Here is a 22804-nt window from a genome sequence, read left to right on the forward strand (position 1 = left end):
TCGACTATGAAAATTACGGATTTATTAAAAAAAGATACCGTTATTATCGATTTGGCTGCTACTAGCAAAGATGCAGCTATAGATGAAATGGCTAAAAAATTAGATATAGCTGGTCGTTTAAAAAATTTTGATGGATTTAAAAAAGCGATCTTAATGAGAGAATCTCAGAGTACTACTGGTATTGGAGAAGGGATTGCGATTCCCCATGCGAAAACAGATGCTGTAAAAATACCATCCATTTTATTTGCAAAGTCGGTGGAAGGTGTAGATTTTGAATCGTTAGATGGACAACCAGCCCATCTTTTATTCATGATAGCAGCAAGTGCTGGGGCTAATAATGAGCATCTAGAGACATTATCTCGCCTTTCTTCTTTATTGATGGATGCAACGTTGCGTGACGATTTATTAGCGGCACAATCTCCAGAAGATGTGATTCGTATTATTGAAGCAAAAGAAAACGAAGAAGATAGCCATATAGGGTCAAATGGAAATAAGGAAGACAGCGAACAACTTATTCTAGCTGTTACTGCATGTCCTACAGGTATTGCTCATACATATATGGCTGCTGATGCATTAAAGGCCAAAGCAAGAGAAAGAGGAATTACAATAAAGGTTGAAACAAATGGTTCAACGGGGGTTAAAGACGCATTAACAGCTGAAGAAATTGACAAAGCAATAGCGATTATTATTGCGGCTGATAAACAAGTGGAAATGAACCGTTTTGCTGGTAAGCATATAATTAAAGTGCCTGTTGCAGTGGGTATACGTAAACCAGATGAGTTGCTTGACCGTGCTTTAAATCAAGATGCACCAATCTTTAATGTCACAGGTGAAACGAAGAGCCAGCATGAAGAAACCATGGCCGAAGGAAAGTTTAAGGAATACTTTTATAAACCACTAATGAATGGTATCTCAAATATGCTACCATTTGTTGTTGGTGGGGGGTTATTAATTGCTTTATCATTCTTAATCGGAGGTATTAATGCGGAAGGTCCTTTTGCTGAAGCCCTAAATTTAATAGGTGGTGGAAATGCCTTTGCATTATTGATTCCAGTATTAGCTGGATTTATTGCAATGGGTATTGCAGATCGCCCAGGTTTAGCACCAGGGATGGTTGGTGGCTTCTTAGCAGCTTCAGGCGGTGCAGGGTTTTTAGGTGGATTAGTGGCAGGATTTTTAGCAGGTTATGTGGTAATAGGCTTAAAAAATCTATTCTCTCATTTACCACAGTCATTCGAAGGAATTAAGCCTGTTTTATTATTTCCGTTTTTTGGTATGTTGATAGTTGGCTTAATGATGATTTTTGTTGTAAATACACCGGTGAAATGGATTATGGATGGATTAACTGCTTGGCTAAATAGTTTAAGTGGAACAAATATAATATTATTAGGTATTATTCTTGCAGGTATGATGGCTGTTGATATGGGTGGCCCTATTAATAAAGCTGCCTTTACATTTGGAATAGCAATGATTGATGCTGGTCATTATGCTCCTCAAGCAGCGGTCATGATTGGGGGGATGATTCCACCTCTTGGAATTGCTCTTGCTACAACTTTCTTTAAAAATAAATTTACGGTAGCACAACGTGATGCCGGTAAAACAAACTATGTTATGGGGCTTTCCTTCATAACAGAAGGAGCAATTCCATTTGCAGCAGCAGATCCTATACGTATTATTGTAAGTTCTGTAATCGGTGCAGCGATTGCAGGTGGCTTGGCATTATATTTTGGCTGTACATTACAAGCTCCACACGGTGGCATTTTTGTCATTTGGGCAGTGCACAATCCACTTATGTATCTAGTATCATTAGTAGTTGGTGCAGTTGTAACGGCAGCTATCGTTGGATTGTGGAAAAGACCAATTGAAGAAAATATAAAAGGTATATAACCTATTTTTAATAGAATAAATGTTGAGGATTAGTAAATAATCATAATTTGCTCACTTTGAAAAGTACCTAAAAGTACTCGTCCGATCGTACACAAAAAATGAAAAGCGTCTTTCCTAAGCTAAACCTTCCTTTTTATAGTATAATAAGCATAACAACAGCATTTGCTTGCGATGCGTAGTGGAAAGGATGATATTGTATGGCAGAGAAAGTAGGACAATCTTTCGTACAACCAACTCCTTCTGGTAAAGAAGAGCTTGGGAAAATTGAAGTAGCTGCAGAAGTGATTGAAATTGTAGCTGGAATCGCGGTTAACGAGGTAGAGGGTATCGCAGCAACTCGTGGCAATATTGCAACTGGCGTCGTTGAACGTTTCGGTAAAAAAGTACACAATAAAGGCATTAAATCAGGTGTCACAGAAAATGGAGAAATCGCAATTGATGTATTTTGCTCAGTAAAATACGGCTATTCGATTCCGAAAGTGGCAAAGGATGTACAAACGCAAATTCGCCAAGCAATTTTAAATATGACTGCACTTGAAACAGCAGAGGTGAATGTACATATTACAGGTATTCACTTCGAAAAAGAGGAAGTAATAATACAATAATTAAAAGAAGAGGGGCTGCCAGCGTGGTGAATAATTCACCATAGCAGGCAACACCTCTTTTTTTGTGATTAACCACTTTAACAGTTATAAAGCGATATCTTTTGGTTTCCTCCAGAAAAATGCGAGGATAATACCGAAAACTAAGACGATTGTAGCGAAGTAATATGGATAGTTTAAATCAATGTCGAATAACATGCCGCCAATGATTGGGCCAAAAATATTTCCGAGACTTGTAAACATTGAGTTCATTCCTCCGACAAAGCCCTGCTCATTCCCCGCGATTTTAGATAAATAAGAAGTAACGGCAGGTCGGATTAAATCGAAGCCGACAAAAATAAAGAATGTAACAAATAATATGGCAAAATAATGATTAACCATTGTCATAGCAAATGTCAGCGCTGCAGAAAGGATGAGTGAGTAGCGAATTACGTTGATTTCACCCATTTTCTTTGTAAGCCAATCAAATAATAACAACTGTGCAAGTGCGCCAATAATTCCACTACCGGTAATAATAATGGCAATATCCGATGGTGTAAATGCAAATTTATGATCGACGAATAAACTAAAGAGTGATTCGAATGCTGCTAGACCAAAGGAAAGGACAAAAATAAGCACAAACGCGATAAAGTATAAAGGACTAAAAACACGCTTTGCACTGCTTAAAATAGAAGGAGCAGCTTCTGTGTCATCCATTGCACGTGTAGGTTCTTTTAATAGTGTAAACGATAATATTGCCGCTATAAAACCGAGTACACCTGCAGCGTAAAAAGGTAGACGTGTGCCGAATTCTGCTAAAAATCCACCAAGTCCTGGTCCAATAATAAAACCAGTGCTAATCGCTGCACTCATATAGCCAAGTGCTTTTGGGCGCTGTGCCATTGTTGTGATATCAGCGATAAATGCAGTTACTGCGGGCATGATAAAAGCAGCACTTACACCACCAAGCATGCGTGATATAAATAAAATTTCAATTGAGCGGCCCATCCCGAATAAAAGTTCTGAAAGTCCAAAAATAATTAGACCAACAACAATCATAACTTTTCGGCCAACTCGATCGACTAGTCTTCCTGCGATAGGCGATACAATAAGTTGGGTAATGGCAAATGCTGCAACCATATAGCCAACGACAGAGCCTGTTATATTCAGTTCATTCATGATAGTTGGCAATACGGGAATAACCAATCCTATCCCTAAAAAGGCAATGAATAAATTGGATAACAAAATAGTTAAGGTTAAAGCTTGTTTCTTGTTCATTTTTCTCTCCTTCAACATTTCACAATACATGAGATTGATAATCTACTAGAAGATTTCCTTCTAATACAATAAACCCTATAGTAACTATAGGGTCAAAAGATTTGTTTTAATTTTTGTTATTTCTTTCTAGGCAGTATTAGTGTGCAAGTAAAACGCAATAGTTATACAGTGTACATCAATTAAAAACCTGTTAAAAGAGGGGGTAAAGCGCAAAATAGAAGGCTAAATAGCATTTTGTCTAATTTTTAATTCGACAATAAATTTCTTTTCACGCTCAGTTGAAATTGTTGTAGGCATATAAAATTCGTAAACGGTTGATTCAAATGATGCTTTCTGAGAATCTACATGTTTTTTTAACTTTTCGTAAAAAGAAAAATACGTATCGGGATGGTAAATAAAAGCAATGCAAGCATACTTACCTCCTTGTACAATCGTTTGCTTTACGTTAGCTGACAGTTTAGAAAAAGTCCGTTCCGTTAATAGTGGTGTGAATATTGCATCATAAATAATGTCATTCACATCTTGATAATGCGCGAGCGGAAAAATACATCCATATCGACTATTTAAGACACTTCCTTCGTTTTCAATGATTTTTGTTAATGTTCCATAATACGTATTGGTGCTAGATGTAGGCGTAAGTTCAGTCGTAGTAACTTGTAATATAGGCATTTCTTCCTCAAAACGTGTATAGACCTCTCCGAAGATTGGAATTTCAATTTGCTCTTGCATCTGTTTTTTCGTTTTTAATAAGGTATATTTCACTTCGTTGAGTCGTGAAATTTTCTCCTCCAAACGTTGCTCTTGCTGTTCTAAAAAGCCAAGTAGCTCCTCAGATGTCAGCATCAGTGCCTTTTTTATGTCCTCTAGCGAAGTGCCAATGTATTTGAGCGATTTAATGATATCCAAATAAAAAATCTGACTATCTTTATAATAGCGATAATTGCTAGCGGAATCGGTATAAGCAGGTTTAAACAAATCAATTTGGTCATAATATCGCAGTGTTTGCACAGATAGATTTGCTAATTTTGCGACCTCACCAATAGTATAATAATGTTCTTTCATAGTTGGCCTCCACTAGTGTTAATATAGCATTTGCTGTTAGTTTATTTTTAGACATAAAAGTTTATTGAAAATATTATAGAACATTTTAGACTTCTATCTATTACAAAATTTAATGTAGCTCCTAATAATAAGGAAGTTAATAATTATGTCAATAAAATGAAGACGGAGTTTTAAATAATTTCGGCTGAAAATGAAAATGGTTTAGTCATGTTGTACAAGGTTTCTTAAGTTAAGCAGTTTGCTTTCAATTACAGAAAAAATTTGAATCAGCTAGGATTGTCTACGATTTTGGGGAACCTTAAATGGTGTTTTTCCGTATTAATAATTGAAAGATTTATTAAAGAAAAAACAAAGGTAGCATTTCTTTTTATTTATATCAACAAAGTTGAAGAGAAAAATAAGTAGAAAGTTGCTTGAAAAAGGTTTCAGATTATTGAAAACTTGCTTGAATTCGTGTTTCTCGTATGAATTTATGCTATTATAAACCTTAATGCCACTTAAGAAGGAGAGCTTTACATGAAACGACATGAAGCACGTGAAAAAGCGTTGCAAGTTTTGTTTCAGCTAGACAATACTGATCTTACAGTCGAAGAAGCAAAAGAACATATTAAAGGTCAACCTACAAATGCTTTCTACGAAAAGATTATTAATGGAACAGCTGAACATTTAGAGGAAATTGATGCGGCATTATCGCAGCATCTAGAAAAGTGGTCACTTGCCCGTCTACCGAAAATTGAGAGAACAGTTTTAAGACTAGCTGTATATGAACTTTTATACATGCAAGAAACACCAAAAAGAGTAGTACTTAATGAAGCAATCGAGTTATGCAAAACATTTGGAGACGATGGTTCGTCGAAATTTGTCAATGGCGTACTTTCTAAATTTACAGAACAATAAAAACGTGTTGAATTGGAAGGAGTAACTAAGGTTTATGTCAAGTGCAATTATTAATGGTAAAGAGATTGGTCAAGAAATTCGTAATTCAGTAGCAGAGCGCGTTGCTCGATTAAAAGAGCAAGGATTAACACCAGGCTTAGCAGTTGTTCTAGTAGGGGACAACCAAGCTTCGGCTACATATGTGAGAAATAAGCAAAAATCTTGTGAAGCGATTGGAATGTTTTCGGAGTTAATTAAACTACCTGAGGAAACGACACAAGATGAGCTTTTAGTGCAAATTGAATTATTAAATAATCGTGAAGATATTCATGGGATTTTAGTACAATTACCACTGCCAAAACATATTGATGAGAATATTGTTATAGCTACAATCGCTGTTGAAAAAGACGTTGATGGCTTCTCGCCTGTCAGCGTTGGGAAGATGATGCTTGGCCAAGAAACATTTTTACCATGTACACCGTTTGGCGTGATGAAACTTCTTGAATATTCAGGGATTGAAATCGCAGGTAAGCATGCAGTAATTGTTGGTAGAAGTCATATCGTAGGGAAACCGATGGGCCAACTATTATTACAAAAAGATGCAACAGTGACATATACACATTCAAAAACACCGGATTTACCTTCATTCACAAAACAAGCGGATATTTTAATTGCAGCGGTTGGTCGTGCGAATTTTATTACAAAAGAGCATGTCAAAGAAGGGGCTGTTGTTATTGATGTCGGTATTAACCGTGATGAAAACAACAAACTTTGCGGGGATGTAAACTTTACAGAGGTTGACGGTATTGCATCTCACATTACACCAGTACCAGGCGGTGTAGGACCGATGACAATCACAATGTTACTCTTCAACACAGTGCAGGCAGCAGAAATAAAACTTGCAAAATTAAAGTAATAAATTAAAATAGAATCTTTCGTTTGCTTAGAGAGCCATCTCAGTACTTTTGAGGTGGCTCTCTTTTTGCAAAGTACATAGTAGACTAGAGATAGAGCGTAGTGAATCGCTGATAGAACAGAGAATATAGCCGATAGAAGTAAGTGAATCGCTGATAGAACAGAGAATATAGCCGATAGAAGTAAGTGAATCGCTGATAGAACAGAGAATATAGCCGATAGAAGTAAGTGAATCGCCGATAGAGCAGAGGAAATAGCCGATAAAATAAAGCCAATCGCTGATTAACCAAAGGTAAACTTTGAAAGGCAGACACTTAGTAGCGTTTTTAATACGAGCCAAGATGGGAATAAATATGTTACAGTATTGTTTTCAAGTAGTCTGAAAGACAGACGTTTTTTCTATTGAAACTGTATTTTCTCACGTCAGGCGCATTAAAAAATGTTATGATAAGTGTAGTTTTGTGAAAAACTTGATTTTAGTAAAGGAGCCGAAAATAATGTCATCAGCTTCTTCATATTTAACTGTAAAAGCGTTAACGAAATATATTAAACGAAAATTCGATGCTGATCCACATCTGCGTGAAGTGTATGTCAAAGGTGAGTTATCAAATGTGAAAGTACACCAATCTGGACATATTTACTTTACTTTAAAAGATGATGGGGCACGTATTGCTGCAACGATGTTTAAAACCGCAGCAACAAAATTAGCTTTTGAGCCAAAAGATGGCATGCAAGTATTTATCCGAGGCGATGTAAACGTTTACGAGGGCTATGGTACATATCAATTATATGTGCAGGAAATGCAACCCGATGGTATCGGTAGTTTATTTGTTGCCTTTAACCAACTGAAAGAACAGCTTCAAAAAGAAGGGCTTTTTAAACCTGAATGGAAGCAGCCAATTCCGAAGTTTCCTGAAAAAATCGGTGTTTTAACGTCCACTACTGGTGCAGCAATTCGTGATATTTGTACAACATTAAAACGACGCTATCCACTTGCTGAAATAATCATTTATCCAACACTTGTACAAGGAGCACAAGCTGCGCCTAGCATCGTTCAAAATATCGAACGAGCTAATCAAGATGCATTATGTGATGTATTGTTAGTTGGACGTGGTGGGGGATCTATTGAAGATTTATGGGCGTTTAATGAAGAAGTAGTTGCACGCGCCATATTTGACAGTCGGATTCCAATTATTAGCGCAGTAGGGCATGAAACCGATACGACGATTGCCGATTTTGTGGCAGATTTGCGTGCGCCGACTCCTACTGCAGCAGCTGAAATGGCTGTTCCTGATCAGCAGGAGCTATATCAACGAGTATTGACGCAAAAATCACAGCTCCACCAAATTGTGAGGGCGCAACTTATAACAGAACGACAACGTCTAAATAAGCTACAGCAGTCTTATCCTTTAGCGATGCCAGATAGATTGTATCGTCCATTTACAGAACGCTTAGCACAGCTTGAGACGACTTTACAAAAAGCAATGCAAGTTGATTTGATGAAAAAAGAAGCAAAGCTACAAAAATTGCATAGCGCTGTGGAGCAGCAATCACCGAAAAAGGCACTTGTTTTTCATCAAAGAGAGTTGGAACACCGTGTTCAGCAGCTAACACGTTCAGCTTCACAATATGTGACAAAGCAGAAGCAACAATTTGAGGCATCTGTGCGAACACTTGAAGCTTTAAATCCACTTGCTATTTTAACGAGGGGATTTACTGTGGCCTACAAAGATGACAAAGTGTTGAAATCGTCTACTGACTTAAAGCGGCAGGACCAACTAACACTGTCCTTCCACGATGGGAAAGTAATTGCCGAAGTGACAAATGTCTTGCCAAATAATAAGGAGGAATAGAAATGGCGAAAAAGCAACAAACATTCGCAGAAGCAATGACGGCACTTGAAGAAATAGTCCGCCAATTAGAACAAGGTGATGTACCATTAGAGAATGCGATTGATTTATATAAACAGGGCATGGAGCTTTCTCAATTTTGCCATAGCAAACTACAGCATGCCGAAGAACAACTAATTTCAATTGTCCAAGAGACAGGTGAAACAACAGCATTTGATCCGCTAAAGGGAGAGAACTAGTTAAAATGAACGAACAATTAAAACATTTTATCCAAAGCAACACACCACAAGTAGAAGCTGAAATGTTTGCACTTGTTGAAAAAATTGACGCACCGACCAATTTAAAAGAGTCGATGCTATATTCATTAAAAGCAGGAGGCAAGCGTATTCGCCCACTGTTTGTATTAGCAGTTTTAGAACAATACGGGAAAGACAGTAAAGCAGGGCTGACAGTAGGTGCCGTTATTGAAATGATTCATACGTATTCTTTAATACATGATGATCTACCAAGCATGGACAACGATGATTTCCGTCGTGGTAAGCCAACTAACCATAAAGTATTCGGTGAGGCGCTAGCAACACTTGCAGGTGATGCATTAAATACATTAGCATTTGGCATTTTAGCGCGCATGGATATTGCGGCAGAGCAACGAATAGAACTTGTAAATCTTCTAAGCGTAGCAGCTGGTGCAGAAGGAATGGTTGGCGGTCAAGTATTGGATATGGAAGGTGAGCAACGCCAGCTTAACTTAACTGAACTAGAGCATGTCCATGTTAATAAAACTGGAGCTCTATTAAGATTTAGTATTGAATCAGGTGCAGTTCTAGCTAATGTTTCGCAAGAAGATCGAGCTACTTTAAAGGAATATGCGCATCACATCGGCTTAGCCTTCCAAATTCAAGACGATATTTTAGATATTGAAGGAACAACAGAAGAATTAGGCAAAACTGCAGGTAAGGATGTTGCTAGTGATAAAAGCACATATCCTGCATTATTAACTTTAGCGGGTGCTAAAGAAAAACTTGCTGACCATTATCAGCTCGCAATAGCAGCGCTTGATAAGCTACAAGTAGATGTAAGCTTACTGCGTGAGTTTGCAGCCTATATTGTTCATCGTAAAAACTAAGAGAAAAAAAGGGCTTTACAGGTCAAGAATATGCTAGAATAGGTGGGGACGTTTGCCAATAGGCAAACAATAAAGTGTTCGTACTTTTAGCATATGGATAACACTGTTATAATGGTGGAAACACGATTGCGGTGAATAATTTATTGAAAAGGTGTGTGAGAAAGGTGGATTTAAACAACATTTCTAGTCCATCCTTTTTAAAAAACTTAGATAAGAAAGGCCTTGAACAGCTTGCAAAAGAGATTCGAACTTTCTTAATCGAAAAATGTTCTGTCACAGGTGGTCATATTGGACCAAACCTAGGTGTTGTGGAGCTTACAATTATGCTTCATAAAATGTTTGACAGTCCAAAAGATAAGTTTTTATGGGATGTTGGCCACCAAGCTTACGTGCATAAAATTTTGACAGGTCGTGCGAGTCAATTTGACACATTACGTCAGTTCAAAGGGCTTTGTGGTTTTCCGAAGCTTGTGGAGAGTGAACATGATGAATGGGAAACAGGTCATAGCTCGACATCGTTGTCAGCAGCCATGGGTATGGCAGCAGCACGTGATATAAAAAATGAGAAAAACTTCGTCGTACCGATTATTGGGGACGGTGCTTTAACAGGCGGTATGGCGCTTGAAGCTTTAAATCATATTGGGCATGCAAAAACAAACATGATTGTCATTTTAAATGATAATGAAATGTCCATCGCTCCGAACGTCGGAGCATTACACAATGTATTAGGACGTTTACGTACTGCTAAAGAATATTCAAAAGCAAAAGAAGAGCTAGAATCGTTAATCAATAAAATTCCTGTTCTAGGTGGTAAGCTTGCTTCCACTGCTGAACGTTTGAAAGACAGTTTGAAATATTTAGTAGTTTCTGGTGTCTTTTTTGAGGAATTAGGATTTAAATATTTAGGTCCTATTGATGGTCACGACTTCGAAGCGCTTGAAACAACATTATCTTATGCTAAAAAAGTAAAAGGCCCAGTTCTTGTTCATGTTATTACGAAAAAAGGGAAAGGCTATAAACCAGCGGAAGATGATACAATCGGTAACTGGCACGGAACAGGTCCATATAAAATGGAAACTGGTGCATTTGTAAAATCCGAGACAAAAGGTCCTGCTTGGAGTAGTTTAATCGCTGAAACTGTTCGTAAAATTGCCCATGAGGATGAACGTGTTGTTACAATCACACCTGCAATGCCTGTCGGCTCAAAATTACAGGGCATTCAAAAAGATTTTCCTAAACGCTTTTTTGACGTGGGGATCGCTGAGCAGCATGCTGCCACAATGTCGGCAGGTCTAGCTACTCAAAAGATGAAACCGTTTTTAGCTATTTACTCAACATTTTTACAACGTGCTTATGACCAAGTTCTTCATGACATTGCACGTCCCAATTTAAATGTTTTTATTGGGATTGACCGTGCTGGTTTAGTTGGTGCAGATGGCGAAACACATCAAGGCGTCTTTGATATTGCATTCCTTCGTCATATTCCAAACATGGCGATTATGATGCCAAAGGATGAAAATGAAGGTCAGCATATGGTGAAAACAGCCATTGATTATAATGGCGGTCCGATTGCCCTTCGTTATCCACGCGGAAATGGGATAGGTGTCCCGCTTGATGATGAGCTGATGGCTTTACCAATTGGTAGCTGGGAAGTATTACGTGAGGGGAAAGATGCTACCATATTAACATTTGGTACAACTATTCCTATGGCCATGAAAGCGGCACATATGCTTGCTCAACAGGGCATAGAAATCGAAGTAGTAAATGCACGTTTTATTAAGCCGATGGATGAGGATATGCTGCATCGCATATTTACTAGCAATAAGCCAGTGTTAACGATTGAAGAGGCAGTATTACGAGGTGGCTTTGGTAGTGGCGTATTAGAATTTGCCCATGACCACAGTTATTTAAACGCAATAATCGATCGTATGGGCATACCTGATCAATTTATTGAGCATGGAAATGTCGATCAACTGCTTGAAGAAATTCATATGACAGCAGAAGATACAGTGGCACGCATGCAAGTGTTACTACAACAAAAACAGCAAGTAGGTTTAAATAAATAATGACAAAACAACCGAAAGAACGTGTAGACATTTTACTTGTTGAGCGTGGACTGTGTGAAACACGGGAGAAGGCAAAACGATCCATTATGGCAGGTCTTGTCTTTTCCAACGAGATACGCATCGACAAAGCAGGAGAAAAAATCACCATAGATGCTCCGCTACAAGTAAAAGGTTCTGATTTAAAATATGTGAGCCGTGGAGGCTTGAAGTTAGAAAAAGCTTTACAAATTTTTGATATGTCTGTAGAAGGAAAGCTGATGCTTGACATCGGCTCTTCTACAGGTGGATTTACCGACTGTGCCTTACAGAATGGTGCTAGACATTGTTATGCGCTAGACGTTGGTTCCAATCAGTTAGCGTGGAAAATTCGCTCGGATGAACGTGTAACCGTTATGGAAAAAACAAATTTCCGTTACACAACAGCTGCTGATTTAACTGAGGGCTTACCAGAGTTTGCCACTATAGATGTCAGCTTCATCTCTTTATCATTGATTTTACCAGTACTAAAAACGGTATTAATGCCTGGCGGCGATGTCATGGCGCTAGTAAAACCACAATTCGAAGCAGGTAAAGAAAATGTAGGTAAAAAAGGCATTGTCCGTGATAAAAAAGTACATCTCGATGTTTTAGAAAAAACAGCTGCTATGGCAACAGAAGTTGGCTTTGTGGTAAAAGATGCTTCTTATTCTCCAATTACAGGTGGGGAAGGAAACATTGAATTTTTATTCCATCTAGTGAATCCAATTGCTGATGAGGTTATCCAGCCATATACAGCTTTTAATGCACTCGTCGAAGAAGCGCATAGTGCACTAAAATAACACGTGCTCAGTAAGTAGAGCCGTGTTTTTTCTTGTGCTTTTATGCTGGAGATGGTAGTGTAATTATACAAATATTTAACTATTTATAAGAGGTGAACGATATGAATAAAGGACAAAGACATATACGAATTCGAGATATTATTGCGAATCATGAAATCGAAACACAAGATGATTTAGTCGATTTTTTAAAGGATGCAGGCTATAATGTGACACAAGCAACGGTATCAAGAGATATTAAAGAATTGCACTTAGTGAAAGTGCCATTGCAGGATGGACGTTATAAATATAGCTTACCCGCAGACCAACGATTCAATCCTGTACAAAAATTACATCGTGCGCTAGCTGATGCTTTTGTGAGTATTGACGGTGCATCACATTTTCTAGTCATGAAAGCACTTCCTGGTAACGCGAATGCAATTGCTTCATTACTTGATCATTTAGATTGGCCAGAAATTTTAGGTACCATTTCTGGAGACGATACAATTTTGATTATTTGTCGTGATGAAGGTGAACGTGAAAATACAAAAAATCGCTTATTGGACATGCTATAAAATGTAACTTTAATCGGTGTATAATCTACCTTTTAATAGTAAAGAGAATTTCAATACTACAGATGCTTAATTTTTTCCATAAAAGGGTATATGCATCTGTTAGTACGAATTTCAATAGCAGTTGAATTTAATTCAGAGGTGACCTTTTGTGTTAAGAGAGCTTAGTATTCGAAATTTTGCCATTATTGAGGATTTAACAGTTAGTTTTTCAGATGGGCTAACTGTGTTGACAGGAGAAACTGGTGCAGGTAAGTCAATAATTATTGATGCGGTACATTTACTTGCTGGTGGTAGAGGTAATTCGGAATTTATACGTCATGGTGCAAAAAAAGCCGAATTAGGTGGGCTATTTCAAATTTCAAGTGCTGCACATCCTGTATATAAAAAACTGGAGGAAGCAGGCATTGAAATAGAAGAGGATTCCATTATATTGCGTCGGGACTTAAATGACTCGGGCAAAAGTGTCTGTCGAGTTAATGGTAAATTAGTGCCATTATCGGTTTTGCGTGACATTGGTGCAAGTCTTATTGATATTCATGGTCAACATGAAAACCAAGAACTTATGGATGAAAAGCAACATATTTATTTACTCGATCATTTCGCGGAAGAACAACTAGCACCAATTCTTGAAAAATACAGTAAACAATATAGCGAATATCGTGCATTGAAAAAAGAATTAGCGACAATTTCTATAGATGAGCAGTTAATGGCTCAGCGTATTGATTTGTATCAGTTCCAAATGAAAGAACTTGAAGATGCAAATTTAAAGCTAGGTGAAGAAGATGAGCTTCTTGATGAACGTCGTCGTCTTATGAATTTTAATAAAATATTTGAGCGCTCAAGTGCCGCTTATGAAGCGATTCAAGGTGAAACAAAAGGTCTTGACTGGATCGGCGCAGCAATGGGTGCATTAGATGATGCAGCGACGATTGATGAACAGTTTAAAGAGGCATCTGAGTCAGTAACAACTGCCTTTTACGCACTGCAAGATGCAGCATATCAAGTGAAAAACGTTTTAGATGAGCTAGAATTTGATCCGGCGCGCTTAAATGAAGTTGAGCAACGCCTTGCGCTGTTCCAAAACTTAAAGCGTAAATATGGCTCAACAGTCGAAGAAATGATTGCCTATTATGAAAAAATTAAAACTGAGCTTGGTGAGCTTTTAAATCGCGATGAAATTTTACAAGTAAAAGAACGGAAAGTACTTGAGATGGAAGTCGTATTAAGCGAACTTGCAGAAGAACTATCACATGTTCGAAAAGAAGCGGCAAATGACTTAAGTGAAGCCATTATGGCAGAGCTACGTGAATTACATATGGAAAAAGCAAAATTTATTGTAAATTTTGATGCTTTACCTTATTTTGATGTAAATGGTAAAGATCAAGTTGTATTTTATATTTCAACGAATGTCGGTGAACCACCTAAATCTTTACCGAAAATTGCTTCTGGTGGAGAACTATCACGTATGATGTTAGCACTAAAGACAATTTTCTCATCTTCAAACGGTGTGACGTCCATCATTTTCGATGAAGTGGATACTGGTGTAAGTGGTCGAGTGGCGCAAGCAATTGCTGAAAAAATTGCAGCCATTTCGGTTAATTCTCAAGTGCTGTGTATTTCACATCTTCCACAAGTGGCAGCGATGGCCGATCATCATTACTTTATTAAAAAAGAGGTTGAACATGATCGTACATTTACATCATTAGCTGAAATTGATACCCATGCACGTATTGAGGAAGTGAGCAGAATGATGTCAGGTGCAGAAATTACCGAATTAACTTTACAGCATGCGACAGAATTGTTAAAGATGGCTAACGAACGAAAAAAACATATGCGCTAACTTTTTGAAAAATCCAGAGGCAGGTCAACTGTTTCTGGGTTTTTTTCATTTTGCGCAAATATTTACCGCTTATAAGAACGGTACAACAACACATAGTATAAAGACAAAATTCAAAAGGAGGTGTCGTATGAATCGTCGTTGGCGTCAATTTGTCATTTTGCCTATGCTCATCGTTTTGTTATTTATGCCCATACAGGCTTTTGCGGCCAAAAAATTAATACCGATGGGCGAAGCAATTGGAATTCAACTTCAGTTATCACATGTCTTTGTTGCTCATGATGTGTTGTTAGCTTCCAATCAATGGATGAAAGGAGGCGCTGTTATTGAAAAAATAAATGATACAGCAGTCAAAACACTTGCTGAGGCCAAGCAAGCAATTGCTCGTCAAGGGCAACAAAAATGGACGATAAAAAGTGAAGGTAAAGAAGTTACAGTTGACTTACAAAAACAAGAAGCAGAACATGTCATCTCTTTTTTAAAGGATGAAACAGATGGAGTAGGAACATTGACATACATTGATCCAGAGACATTAAATTACGGAGCGTTAGGCCATCAAATTGTCGATTCAACTCTTCAAGAAGCACCTGTTTTCAGAGCAGGCTCCATTTTTTTAGCATCCATTCAGCAAATCCGTAAAAGCCTACCTGGTCAACCCGGCTACAAAATATCCTCTATTGAAAAACATCAGGAAAGATTAGGTAGTATCGATAAAAATACGGTGTATGGAATATTTGGCCGTTGGGAAGATAGTTATCAACAAAGATTGCCAAAAGCCATCGAAATTATGCATGCAAAAGATATAAAAATGGGTCATGCTGAAATCTATACAGCCATTGAAGGCAGTAAAGTCGAAACATTTTCTATTGAAATTACCAAAGTGGAAAATGAAAGGCTTGAATTTATTGTCTCTGATGAGAAGCTCATTGAAAAAACAGGTGGAATTTTACAAGGTATGAGTGGTAGCCCAATCATACAGGACGGGCGCTTTGTTGGCGCTGTCACACATATGTTTGTAGAAGAACCGAAAAAAGGGGCAGCTATTACAGTGGCTGAAATGTTAAAAAAATCATCATGAATGGGATGGGGCTGCCTTTGGTAGCTCCATTCGTTCTTTCTTGAAAAAATTAGGTTAAACTAGCTCTTTCCCTAAGTATTTCATGTTGTTTGCTGACCAGTTTCGCGATACTTAAAAAAAAGTGTAGTTTTATCTCAGTTTTTTCACTAAAATAAGGGGTAAGAGCATTCGACAATTTGCAGTTAAGTATCGTAACTTGTCGAGAAAAAAAGAAAGTATCGGACTACATACTCATTTTTGGAAATAGAAAAGGTTTTTAAAGCAAAAATGTCGAAAATTCCACAGTGTGTCAAAATAGACATTAGGGGTAAAAGGTTTGTGCTTTGAATAGTCAAAGCAAAGTCCAGAAGGAGGAATTGAAATGACAAAGGTAAAAGTGGCGATAGCAGATGATAATCGAGAATTATTAAAAACAATGGAGCAGTATTTTCAAGGTCATCCCGAAATTGAAATCATAGCAACTGCTTCAAACGGGAAAGTGTGTCTTCAAATGCTTGAAGAGTTTTCTCCTGATATTTTATTACTGGATATTATTATGCCTCATCTAGATGGATTAGCTGTTTTAGAGGCGATGTACCAAAATGATCGCATGTCTTCCATACAGGTCATCATGCTAACTGCATTTGGTCAAGAAGATGTCATGAAACAAGCAGTGGATTTAGGTGCATCATACTTTATGTTAAAACCGTTTGAATTTGATCAGCTCGTTCAAAAAATATTGCATTGTGCTGGACAAAAGGCAGCAATACCGAAAAAATCAAGTGTATTACAGCCGACAACTCCTCAAAAATTAAATCAGCATCAGCTTGATAGCACTATTACAGCGATTATTAAAGAAATCGGAGTTCCTGCACATATTAAAGGTTACTCTTATTTACGTGAAGCTATACAAATGGTGTTTGAAGATATCGAGTTATTAGGATCTGTGACGAAAATCCTTTATCCTGAAATTGCAAAAAAATTCAACACAACACCATCACGTGTAGAACGTGCCATTCGTCATGCCATTGAAGTCGCATGGAATCGTGGCAATTACGAGTCTATTTCGTCGATGTTTGGCTATACAGTGCACCATTTAAAGTCTAAACCAACAAATAGCGAATTTATCGCGATGATTGCGGACAAGATTCGTATTGATATGATGGCGAGCTAAGAGCTATCTCTATGTTTATGGACGGCAGGCTAGCGCGGAATAGCCAGTAAACTTATTTTATGTATTGATTATATAATGGTAATTTTAACGCCTTATTAAGCAGTTTACGCCGACTGTTTAGGGGGCGTATTTTTTTGTCTAAATGTATATTTATAGATAAAACGCTCGTAAATGGATGAACAGAAGGGCGAGAAATAGAAATTAGACGCGAAGTGTAATGAAATTCACAATATGGCAATTAGTGCGTTAGAAGTGATTGATTCTATGAATACTTTAGTCTGTAATATTGTAGTAAAATGTAAGATATACTATATAAAGGTTGAACAATTGGAGGGAGCATAAATGGGGCTTTTTGATGGTTTGATAGGAAATGCAAGCGAAGTGAATTTAGATAAATTACAGGAAGAAATGAAAGAAATATTAATACCAAATGAGACAATTCAAAATGCATATAAAATTATTAGAGATACATTTATCTTTACGAATAAGCGACTAATCTTAATCGATAAACAAGGGGTAACAGGTAAGAAAACGGAATATCATTCGATTCCATATAAGAATATTCTTCATTTTTCTGTTGAGACGGCGGGGACATTTGATTTAGATGCTGAGTTAAAAATTTGGGTATCAGGTAGTCAGGTTCCCATTCAGAAAAATTTCAATAAATCCACTAATATCTACAAAGTTCAAAGTGTATTAGCAGAATACGTGTTAGTGTAGCAATTTTGACGGTTAACAGTTAGCTGTTAATCGTTTTTATATGCATTCTCCTATCAACTAGAGTTGAACTACCTTAAATAAAGGAAGCAGTCGATGACATAGATATTTTAGCGAAACTTTTTGAGCAGTCTTGAAAAAATGAAGAAGCGCTTATGCCGTGGTATTATTGTTGCTATAGAATTAAACAGGGGGATACAAATGAAAAGTGTAAACTTTCAGCTTGACCATCACAATTCATTAGAATTAACACAAATAGATGAGCAATTATTTGAGGTCCGACTCGAAATGAATGGCCGTATTAGTCTTTTCTATATGACGCGCGAACAATTGGGTGCTGATGGTCGAATTGAAGCGCTTCAGAAGCGATTAGTTAGTGATTTTTTTCCAGATAGCAACTAAAGCGAAACAAATTAGCCATAATATTCGTTAAACGCTCCTTTCTAAAAGGGCGTTTTTTAGTAGACAAGACCTAAATCAAAATTATCGCTAAGTGGATAGCGCTTTTTCTTTTTTTCTTTCCTTTATTGCGGATTACCTAAAATATGACTGTATTTTTATACATTCCACACATTTACACTTTTGCAATGAAGGAAAACTTGCTTTTTTATAGGATATATCGTCTATTTTTTAGAGGAAAATTGTATGAGCTATATGAAGTACTTACTGATAAAGTAGGGGTATTTTCTTTATGAGTAGTGACAATTGTCTCTAAACAAATGTAAATAGATTGTATATACTTACATATAGAGGGAAGGAGGAGGTAGCGTGATTCTAGTTCGAAATGATAACTTCGAAATATCGGAAGAAAACGGAAAGGTATTTATGCTTACATATAGTGCGGGATTTCCATTAAAAGAATTTGATGGTATCTTACGTAGTCATCCACGACTAAAGTTATCTAATTTTTCTATTTTAAAAACGGTACTAGCGACAGAAAGCACTAGTCCTGTTGAAATTGGACGCTGGCTTCCAAATGTTGAAGCTGAAATTGCACGAGATAAAATGTCTGCCTCTATATTTATATATGAAACACATGATTATATTCAAAAGAATAAAGAAAAGTTAACAGCACAAATTACCGATACACTAGCTAGCGAAGGCATAACCTATGGCATTATAGATTTTGATATTTTGAAAATTGAGCCAGGAAAAGCGTTTTTAATTGCACAAGGCACATCACCTGTCGCAGGCATGGATGCGCAAATTACATACTTACCAAAACCAGAGAGAAAACCCGTTATTCGAGATGATGGAAAAGCTGATTACTATGACATGAATTTTATTTCAGAAATTTCTGAAGGATCTTGGCTTGGGGAAAAAATTCCTGCAACGTTGGGCGAGCCTGGTCAAAATGTACTCGGTGAAATGATTGCGGCAACACCAGGTCGTGATTTTCCCATTCGATATGATAAAAAGTCAGCCTATGAAGTAGAAGAGGATGATAAAATTGTCATTCGCTCAAAAATTGCAGGTGTGTTAGACGACGTTAAAGGAATGATTGGGGTTAACCGACATTTACCTATACATGGAGATGTGGGCGTTGAGACAGGCAATTTAGAGTTCAATGGCTCTTTAAGTATTAAAGGCACCGTTACTACGGGCTATACAGTTATTGCGACTGGAGATATATCAATCGAAGGGGCAGAAGGTGTAAGTGGAGCTAAACTGATTAAATCGATCGAAGGTGATGTATACATTCGGGGAGGTATTTTTGGTTTGGGCTCAACGCTTGTAGAAGCGGGAGGGAATATTTTCGTTAAGCACGTAAATGAAGCTAATTTAGTAGCAGACGATAGTATTCATATCGGCTTTTATTCACTAGGGTCGCAGCTTACTGCTCATTCAATTTATGTTGATGAGCGAAAAGGTAAAATTATTGGCGGACGTGCTGTTGCCAAAAATACAATCGTCACAGCAATCTCTGGTAATCGACTAGAGAGAAGAACGGATTTAATTATCGAAAGTGTTAATAAACAGGAAAGTTATGCTTTGATGCAAAATAAAGCAACTCAGCTAAAGCAACAGCAAACTGAAATTTCAGAACTTGAAGCGAAGATTACGAGTTTATTACCACTTCTTAAGCAAATGTCAACACAACAAATTGCCTCATTTGAAGAAACAAAACAGCAATTATCAAAATTGAAGGCAGAAGCGGTGACAATGGACCGTGAAATAAAGTTAATGATGGACGAAATGCGTCATGCTGGGAAGGAAGAAATTATCGTAACAAAAGAAGCCTACCCAGGTACGTATATTCAAATTGGAAAGAAATCCTCGTTATTAAATAATATGACCAATGGTAAATTTTTACTTGAGTTCGGTGAGTTAAATGTATAATGCATTGTTCATCCCTGTGTTTGCACATCGAGGGGCGTCTGCTTATGCTCTCGAAAACAGTTTCAAAGCTTTTGAAAAAGCGTTAGAACTAGGCGCAGATGGGATTGAATTAGATATTCAGCTATCAAAAGAAGGAATTCCTGTTGTCTACCACGATCCGCAATTATCAAGATTAGTAGGCTCCAATAAATTGGTAAATGAATGCACGATAGCGGAACTACAAAACTTTAAATTAGGAAAACCATTGAGAAGATTGTTTTCAGCGTATCGGATTCCAACATTTGATGCAGTTTTAGCATGGGCAAATAAACAGCAGCTACCTCTTAATATCGAATTAAAATCGACCATTCTTGACAATAAGGATGCGCTCGTTCAATTGCTTCAAGGACTTATTTTACCTAAAGGTAGTCATTTTTCTTCATTCCATTATGAGCTTTTAGAGGTTGTGAAACACCATGCGCCACATTTTGAAACTGCACTTATCGCTACTAAAAAATTGAAATGGGATTTGCTATGTGATTATAAGGCAATTGATTGTGTCCATATGCATAAAAGATATTATAAGCCGCAATATTTAGAGGCTTGTGTAACCAGTTCTAAGACATGTCGTGTTTATGCGATTGATGGTAGTGAAAAATACTTGACGAATCCGCATTCATCTGTAGTTGGTTGGATTACAGATTTTCCTGATAGGGTAATCACCGTTCAGCAACGTCAATAAAAATAGCTATCCAGTAAGTCACATTGAGTGACTTATTTGGATAGCTATTTTTATTTTTTTTGGAAGCGCGGAGCCACTTTTCCGTTTTTTCGGTCGCGGTGTAGTAAAAAGCCTGCGAAAAAGCCAAAGCCTACAACAAAGAAAATGATGCCAATAACAAATTGCAGCCATAAAAATGGGAAAGGTGAGATGAGCTTACCGAATAATGTATCACGCATAAATTTAATGCCACCTGCAGCCATTAGACCTGGAATAAGCATTACAATAAACGCAGCAAATCGAGCCATGCATGTCCCTCCTCATACCTAAATATAATTGTACCTGTCGATATGGGAATGTCAAGAAAGCCTATGAATGTTAGCAGTCTAGGAAACGTGAAGGAAGAAGTTATAAAACTATTAATCGTAACTGAATTTTTAGAAAATTCTTACTTAGTAGGAAAAGTGTAATAATAGTTGCGAAATTGTGAATTTGTCAGTATTGTAAAATTAAATGGAGCGATATTATCCATTGCAAAACAGTTTTTAATATTATTTTTAAATTTGATTGGGATGGGCATTAGGGGTTGCGCTTTCCAAAGCAAAGGGGCGAGTTTTCATGGAAATCTTCAAGTATATGGAAAAGTATGATTATGAACAATTGGTATTTTGCCAAGACGAAGCATCTGGGTTAAAAGCGATTATCGCTATCCATGACACGACACTTGGACCAGCATTAGGTGGTGCTCGTATGTGGACCTACGCGACAGAAGAGAATGCGATAGAGGATGCATTGAGACTAGCACGTGGGATGACATATAAAAACGCGGCTGCTGGTTTAAACCTTGGCGGTGGAAAAACGGTCATTATTGGGGACCCATTTAAAGATAAAAATGAAGAAATGTTCAGAGCTTTAGGGCGTTTCATCCAAGGACTTAACGGTCGCTATATTACAGCTGAGGATGTTGGTACAACAGTAACAGATATGGATTTAATTCATGAAGAAACAAACTATGTTACTGGAATCTCACCAGCGTTCGGTTCATCAGGTAATCCGTCACCAGTAACTGCTTACGGTGTTTATCGTGGTATGAAAGCAGCTGCAAAAGAAGCATTTGGTACGGATTCGTTAGAAGGTCGTACAATTTCTGTTCAAGGACTAGGGAATGTTGCTTACAAGCTTTGCGAGTATTTACATAACGAAGGTGCAAAACTTGTTGTAACTGATATTAACCAAGCGGCAATTGATCGTGTTGTGAATGATTTTGGTGCTAGAGCTGTTGCGCCAGAAGAAATCTATTCACAGGAAGTTGATATTTTCTCACCTTGTGCATTAGGAGCTATTCTGAATGACGAAACGATCCCACAATTAAAAGCAAAAGTGATCGCTGGTTCTGCTAATAACCAATTGCAGGATTCTCGACATGGGGATTATTTACATGAGCTAGGTATTGTCTATGCTCCTGACTATGTGATTAATGCTGGTGGCGTAATTAACGTCGCTGATGAATTATACGGCTATAATCGTGAACGTGCGATGAAACGTGTAGATGGTATTTACGATAGCATTGAAAAAATCTTTGATATTTCAAAACGTGATGGCATTCCTACTTATGTAGCGGCTAATCGTTTAGCAGAGGAACGCATTGCTCGTGTATCAAAATCGCGCAGTCAGTTTTTAAAAAATGAAAAAAATATTTTGAACGGTCGTTAACAGCTGTTCGTGAAAAGAAGTCGCATAGTCGACTTCTTCTCTTTAGATAATGGTAAATAAAGGATTCGCAAATTATAAATAGTCACAAGAAAAGATTACGCAATAACTTCAAGTGAACGTAATAAGGTGCACCTTTCATTTCAATGTCTTGATGTATAGAGATAGTTGCTTGTGGCGATACAGCTATTTCCTCAATGGATTTCACTGTCACACATGTTTGGAAGAGGGGCTTTAGCACTTTTCTCATAAGGAGGAA

21 protein-coding genes are annotated in these 22804 nt (G+C 37.4%); 18 read left to right on the top strand and 3 right to left on the bottom strand.

The features are described 5' to 3' along the window. Positions 1-6 precede the first annotated feature (6 nt). Together ACIQ1H_RS03360 and ACIQ1H_RS03365 are read left to right on the top strand one after the other, a co-directional pair. A complete protein-coding gene (locus ACIQ1H_RS03360) occupies positions 7-1887 on the top strand; it encodes a PTS fructose transporter subunit IIABC (RefSeq protein WP_402886508.1) in 1881 nt (626 codons plus the stop codon). Between the two features lie 197 nt (positions 1888-2084). Beyond that, on the top strand, positions 2085-2492 hold the full coding sequence (locus tag ACIQ1H_RS03365) for an Asp23/Gls24 family envelope stress response protein (protein ID WP_402886509.1): 408 nt from the start codon (positions 2085-2087) through the stop codon (positions 2490-2492). An 84-nt stretch (positions 2493-2576) separates the two neighbouring features. Here ACIQ1H_RS03365 and ACIQ1H_RS03370 read toward each other — a convergent pair whose 3' ends face one another. Continuing rightward, positions 2577-3746 carry an MFS transporter gene (locus tag ACIQ1H_RS03370; RefSeq protein WP_402886511.1) on the bottom strand — a complete coding sequence of 390 codons (1170 nt, stop codon included), beginning with the start codon at positions 3744-3746 and terminating at the stop codon, positions 2577-2579. 222 nt (positions 3747-3968) lie between these two features. Beyond that, on the bottom strand, positions 3969-4808 hold the full coding sequence (locus tag ACIQ1H_RS03375) for a MerR family transcriptional regulator (RefSeq protein ID WP_402886513.1): 840 nt from the start codon (positions 4806-4808) through the stop codon (positions 3969-3971). Between the two features lie 516 nt (positions 4809-5324). Here ACIQ1H_RS03375 and nusB point away from each other — a divergent pair. The 15 genes from nusB to ACIQ1H_RS03450 all read left to right on the top strand — a co-directional run bounded on the left by nusB (position 5325) and on the right by ACIQ1H_RS03450 (position 20856). Then, positions 5325-5705, top strand: a complete 381-nt coding sequence (gene nusB / locus ACIQ1H_RS03380; RefSeq protein ID WP_173479033.1) for a transcription antitermination factor NusB — start codon at positions 5325-5327, stop codon at positions 5703-5705. 34 nt (positions 5706-5739) lie between these two features. Further along, on the top strand, positions 5740-6600 hold the full coding sequence (gene folD, locus ACIQ1H_RS03385; protein WP_402886515.1) for a bifunctional methylenetetrahydrofolate dehydrogenase/methenyltetrahydrofolate cyclohydrolase FolD: 861 nt from the start codon (positions 5740-5742) through the stop codon (positions 6598-6600). A gap of 496 nt (positions 6601-7096) precedes the next feature. Further along, entirely contained in the window at positions 7097-8452 is a 1356-nt protein-coding gene (gene xseA, locus ACIQ1H_RS03390; protein WP_402886517.1) for an exodeoxyribonuclease VII large subunit, read from the top strand. A gap of 2 nt (positions 8453-8454) precedes the next feature. Beyond that, positions 8455-8688 (top strand): exodeoxyribonuclease VII small subunit, encoded by a 234-nt coding sequence (gene xseB / locus ACIQ1H_RS03395; protein WP_173479030.1) that lies wholly within the window; start codon positions 8455-8457, stop codon positions 8686-8688. Between the two features lie 5 nt (positions 8689-8693). After that, positions 8694-9575, top strand: a complete 882-nt coding sequence (locus ACIQ1H_RS03400) for a polyprenyl synthetase family protein (RefSeq protein WP_173479029.1) — start codon at positions 8694-8696, stop codon at positions 9573-9575. 164 nt (positions 9576-9739) lie between these two features. Then, a complete protein-coding gene (gene dxs, locus ACIQ1H_RS03405; protein WP_402886520.1) occupies positions 9740-11641 on the top strand; it encodes a 1-deoxy-D-xylulose-5-phosphate synthase in 1902 nt (633 codons plus the stop codon). Then, the gene (locus tag ACIQ1H_RS03410) at positions 11641-12459 is read left to right on the top strand and encodes a TlyA family RNA methyltransferase (protein WP_173479027.1); all 819 of its coding nucleotides are present in this window, start codon (positions 11641-11643) and stop codon (positions 12457-12459) included. Before dxs ends, ACIQ1H_RS03410 begins: the two co-directional genes overlap by 1 nt. Before the next feature lie 101 nt (positions 12460-12560). After that, positions 12561-13010: a transcriptional regulator AhrC/ArgR gene (gene ahrC / locus ACIQ1H_RS03415; RefSeq protein ID WP_173479026.1), complete on the top strand. Its 450-nt coding sequence runs from the start codon at positions 12561-12563 to the stop codon at positions 13008-13010. Positions 13011-13158: 148 nt separating this feature from the next. Then, positions 13159-14850, top strand: coding sequence for a DNA repair protein RecN (gene recN, locus ACIQ1H_RS03420; protein WP_402886522.1), 1692 nt, complete (start codon positions 13159-13161; stop codon positions 14848-14850). Between the two features lie 127 nt (positions 14851-14977). Beyond that, positions 14978-15925, top strand: coding sequence for a SpoIVB peptidase S55 domain-containing protein (locus ACIQ1H_RS03425; RefSeq protein WP_402886524.1), 948 nt, complete (start codon positions 14978-14980; stop codon positions 15923-15925). 361 nt (positions 15926-16286) lie between these two features. Further along, positions 16287-17078 carry a sporulation transcription factor Spo0A gene (spo0A, locus tag ACIQ1H_RS03430; protein ID WP_173479023.1) on the top strand — a complete coding sequence of 264 codons (792 nt, stop codon included), beginning with the start codon at positions 16287-16289 and terminating at the stop codon, positions 17076-17078. Positions 17079-17420: 342 nt separating this feature from the next. Beyond that, positions 17421-17798, top strand: a complete 378-nt coding sequence (locus ACIQ1H_RS03435; RefSeq protein WP_402886526.1) for a PH domain-containing protein — start codon at positions 17421-17423, stop codon at positions 17796-17798. A 198-nt stretch (positions 17799-17996) separates the two neighbouring features. Then, positions 17997-18197, top strand: coding sequence for a hypothetical protein (locus ACIQ1H_RS03440; protein WP_173479021.1), 201 nt, complete (start codon positions 17997-17999; stop codon positions 18195-18197). 366 nt (positions 18198-18563) lie between these two features. Further along, positions 18564-20135, top strand: a complete 1572-nt coding sequence (locus ACIQ1H_RS03445) for a flagellar assembly protein A (RefSeq protein ID WP_402886528.1) — start codon at positions 18564-18566, stop codon at positions 20133-20135. Beyond that, positions 20128-20856, top strand: a complete 729-nt coding sequence (locus ACIQ1H_RS03450; RefSeq protein ID WP_139860619.1) for a glycerophosphodiester phosphodiesterase — start codon at positions 20128-20130, stop codon at positions 20854-20856. Before ACIQ1H_RS03445 ends, ACIQ1H_RS03450 begins: the two co-directional genes overlap by 8 nt. Positions 20857-20906: 50 nt before the next feature. Here ACIQ1H_RS03450 and ACIQ1H_RS03455 read toward each other — a convergent pair whose 3' ends face one another. Continuing rightward, positions 20907-21143, bottom strand: coding sequence for a DUF2627 domain-containing protein (locus tag ACIQ1H_RS03455; RefSeq protein WP_139860622.1), 237 nt, complete (start codon positions 21141-21143; stop codon positions 20907-20909). A gap of 310 nt (positions 21144-21453) precedes the next feature. Here ACIQ1H_RS03455 and ACIQ1H_RS03460 point away from each other — a divergent pair, with 310 nt between their 5' ends. Then, positions 21454-22548, top strand: coding sequence for a Leu/Phe/Val dehydrogenase (locus ACIQ1H_RS03460; RefSeq protein ID WP_173479019.1), 1095 nt, complete (start codon positions 21454-21456; stop codon positions 22546-22548). The last annotated feature ends 256 nt before the right edge of the window (positions 22549-22804 follow it).

This window comes from Lysinibacillus sp. NPDC097279 (assembly GCF_044761745.1).
Classification (GTDB): Bacteria; Bacillota; Bacilli; order Bacillales_A; family Planococcaceae; genus Lysinibacillus.

Bases quoted from the DNA above. Each gene is read 5' to 3' on its own strand.
- ACIQ1H_RS03360 (WP_402886508.1), top strand. From the start codon at position 7: ATGAAAATTACGGATTTATTAAAAAAAGATACCGTTATTATCGATTTG.
- ACIQ1H_RS03365 (WP_402886509.1), top strand. From the start codon at position 2,085: ATGGCAGAGAAAGTAGGACAATCTTTCGTACAACCAACTCCTTCTGGT.
- ACIQ1H_RS03370 (WP_402886511.1), bottom strand. From the start codon at position 3,746: ATGAACAAGAAACAAGCTTTAACCTTAACTATTTTGTTATCCAATTTA.
- ACIQ1H_RS03375 (WP_402886513.1), bottom strand. From the start codon at position 4,808: ATGAAAGAACATTATTATACTATTGGTGAGGTCGCAAAATTAGCAAAT.
- nusB (WP_173479033.1), top strand. From the start codon at position 5,325: ATGAAACGACATGAAGCACGTGAAAAAGCGTTGCAAGTTTTGTTTCAG.
- folD (WP_402886515.1), top strand. From the start codon at position 5,740: ATGTCAAGTGCAATTATTAATGGTAAAGAGATTGGTCAAGAAATTCGT.
- xseA (WP_402886517.1), top strand. From the start codon at position 7,097: ATGTCATCAGCTTCTTCATATTTAACTGTAAAAGCGTTAACGAAATAT.
- xseB (WP_173479030.1), top strand. From the start codon at position 8,455: ATGGCGAAAAAGCAACAAACATTCGCAGAAGCAATGACGGCACTTGAA.
- ACIQ1H_RS03400 (WP_173479029.1), top strand. From the start codon at position 8,694: ATGAACGAACAATTAAAACATTTTATCCAAAGCAACACACCACAAGTA.
- ACIQ1H_RS03410 (WP_173479027.1), top strand. From the start codon at position 11,641: ATGACAAAACAACCGAAAGAACGTGTAGACATTTTACTTGTTGAGCGT.
- ahrC (WP_173479026.1), top strand. From the start codon at position 12,561: ATGAATAAAGGACAAAGACATATACGAATTCGAGATATTATTGCGAAT.
- ACIQ1H_RS03425 (WP_402886524.1), top strand. From the start codon at position 14,978: ATGAATCGTCGTTGGCGTCAATTTGTCATTTTGCCTATGCTCATCGTT.
- spo0A (WP_173479023.1), top strand. From the start codon at position 16,287: ATGACAAAGGTAAAAGTGGCGATAGCAGATGATAATCGAGAATTATTA.
- ACIQ1H_RS03435 (WP_402886526.1), top strand. From the start codon at position 17,421: ATGGGGCTTTTTGATGGTTTGATAGGAAATGCAAGCGAAGTGAATTTA.
- ACIQ1H_RS03440 (WP_173479021.1), top strand. From the start codon at position 17,997: ATGAAAAGTGTAAACTTTCAGCTTGACCATCACAATTCATTAGAATTA.
- ACIQ1H_RS03450 (WP_139860619.1), top strand. From the start codon at position 20,128: ATGTATAATGCATTGTTCATCCCTGTGTTTGCACATCGAGGGGCGTCT.
- ACIQ1H_RS03455 (WP_139860622.1), bottom strand. From the start codon at position 21,143: ATGGCTCGATTTGCTGCGTTTATTGTAATGCTTATTCCAGGTCTAATG.
- ACIQ1H_RS03460 (WP_173479019.1), top strand. From the start codon at position 21,454: ATGGAAATCTTCAAGTATATGGAAAAGTATGATTATGAACAATTGGTA.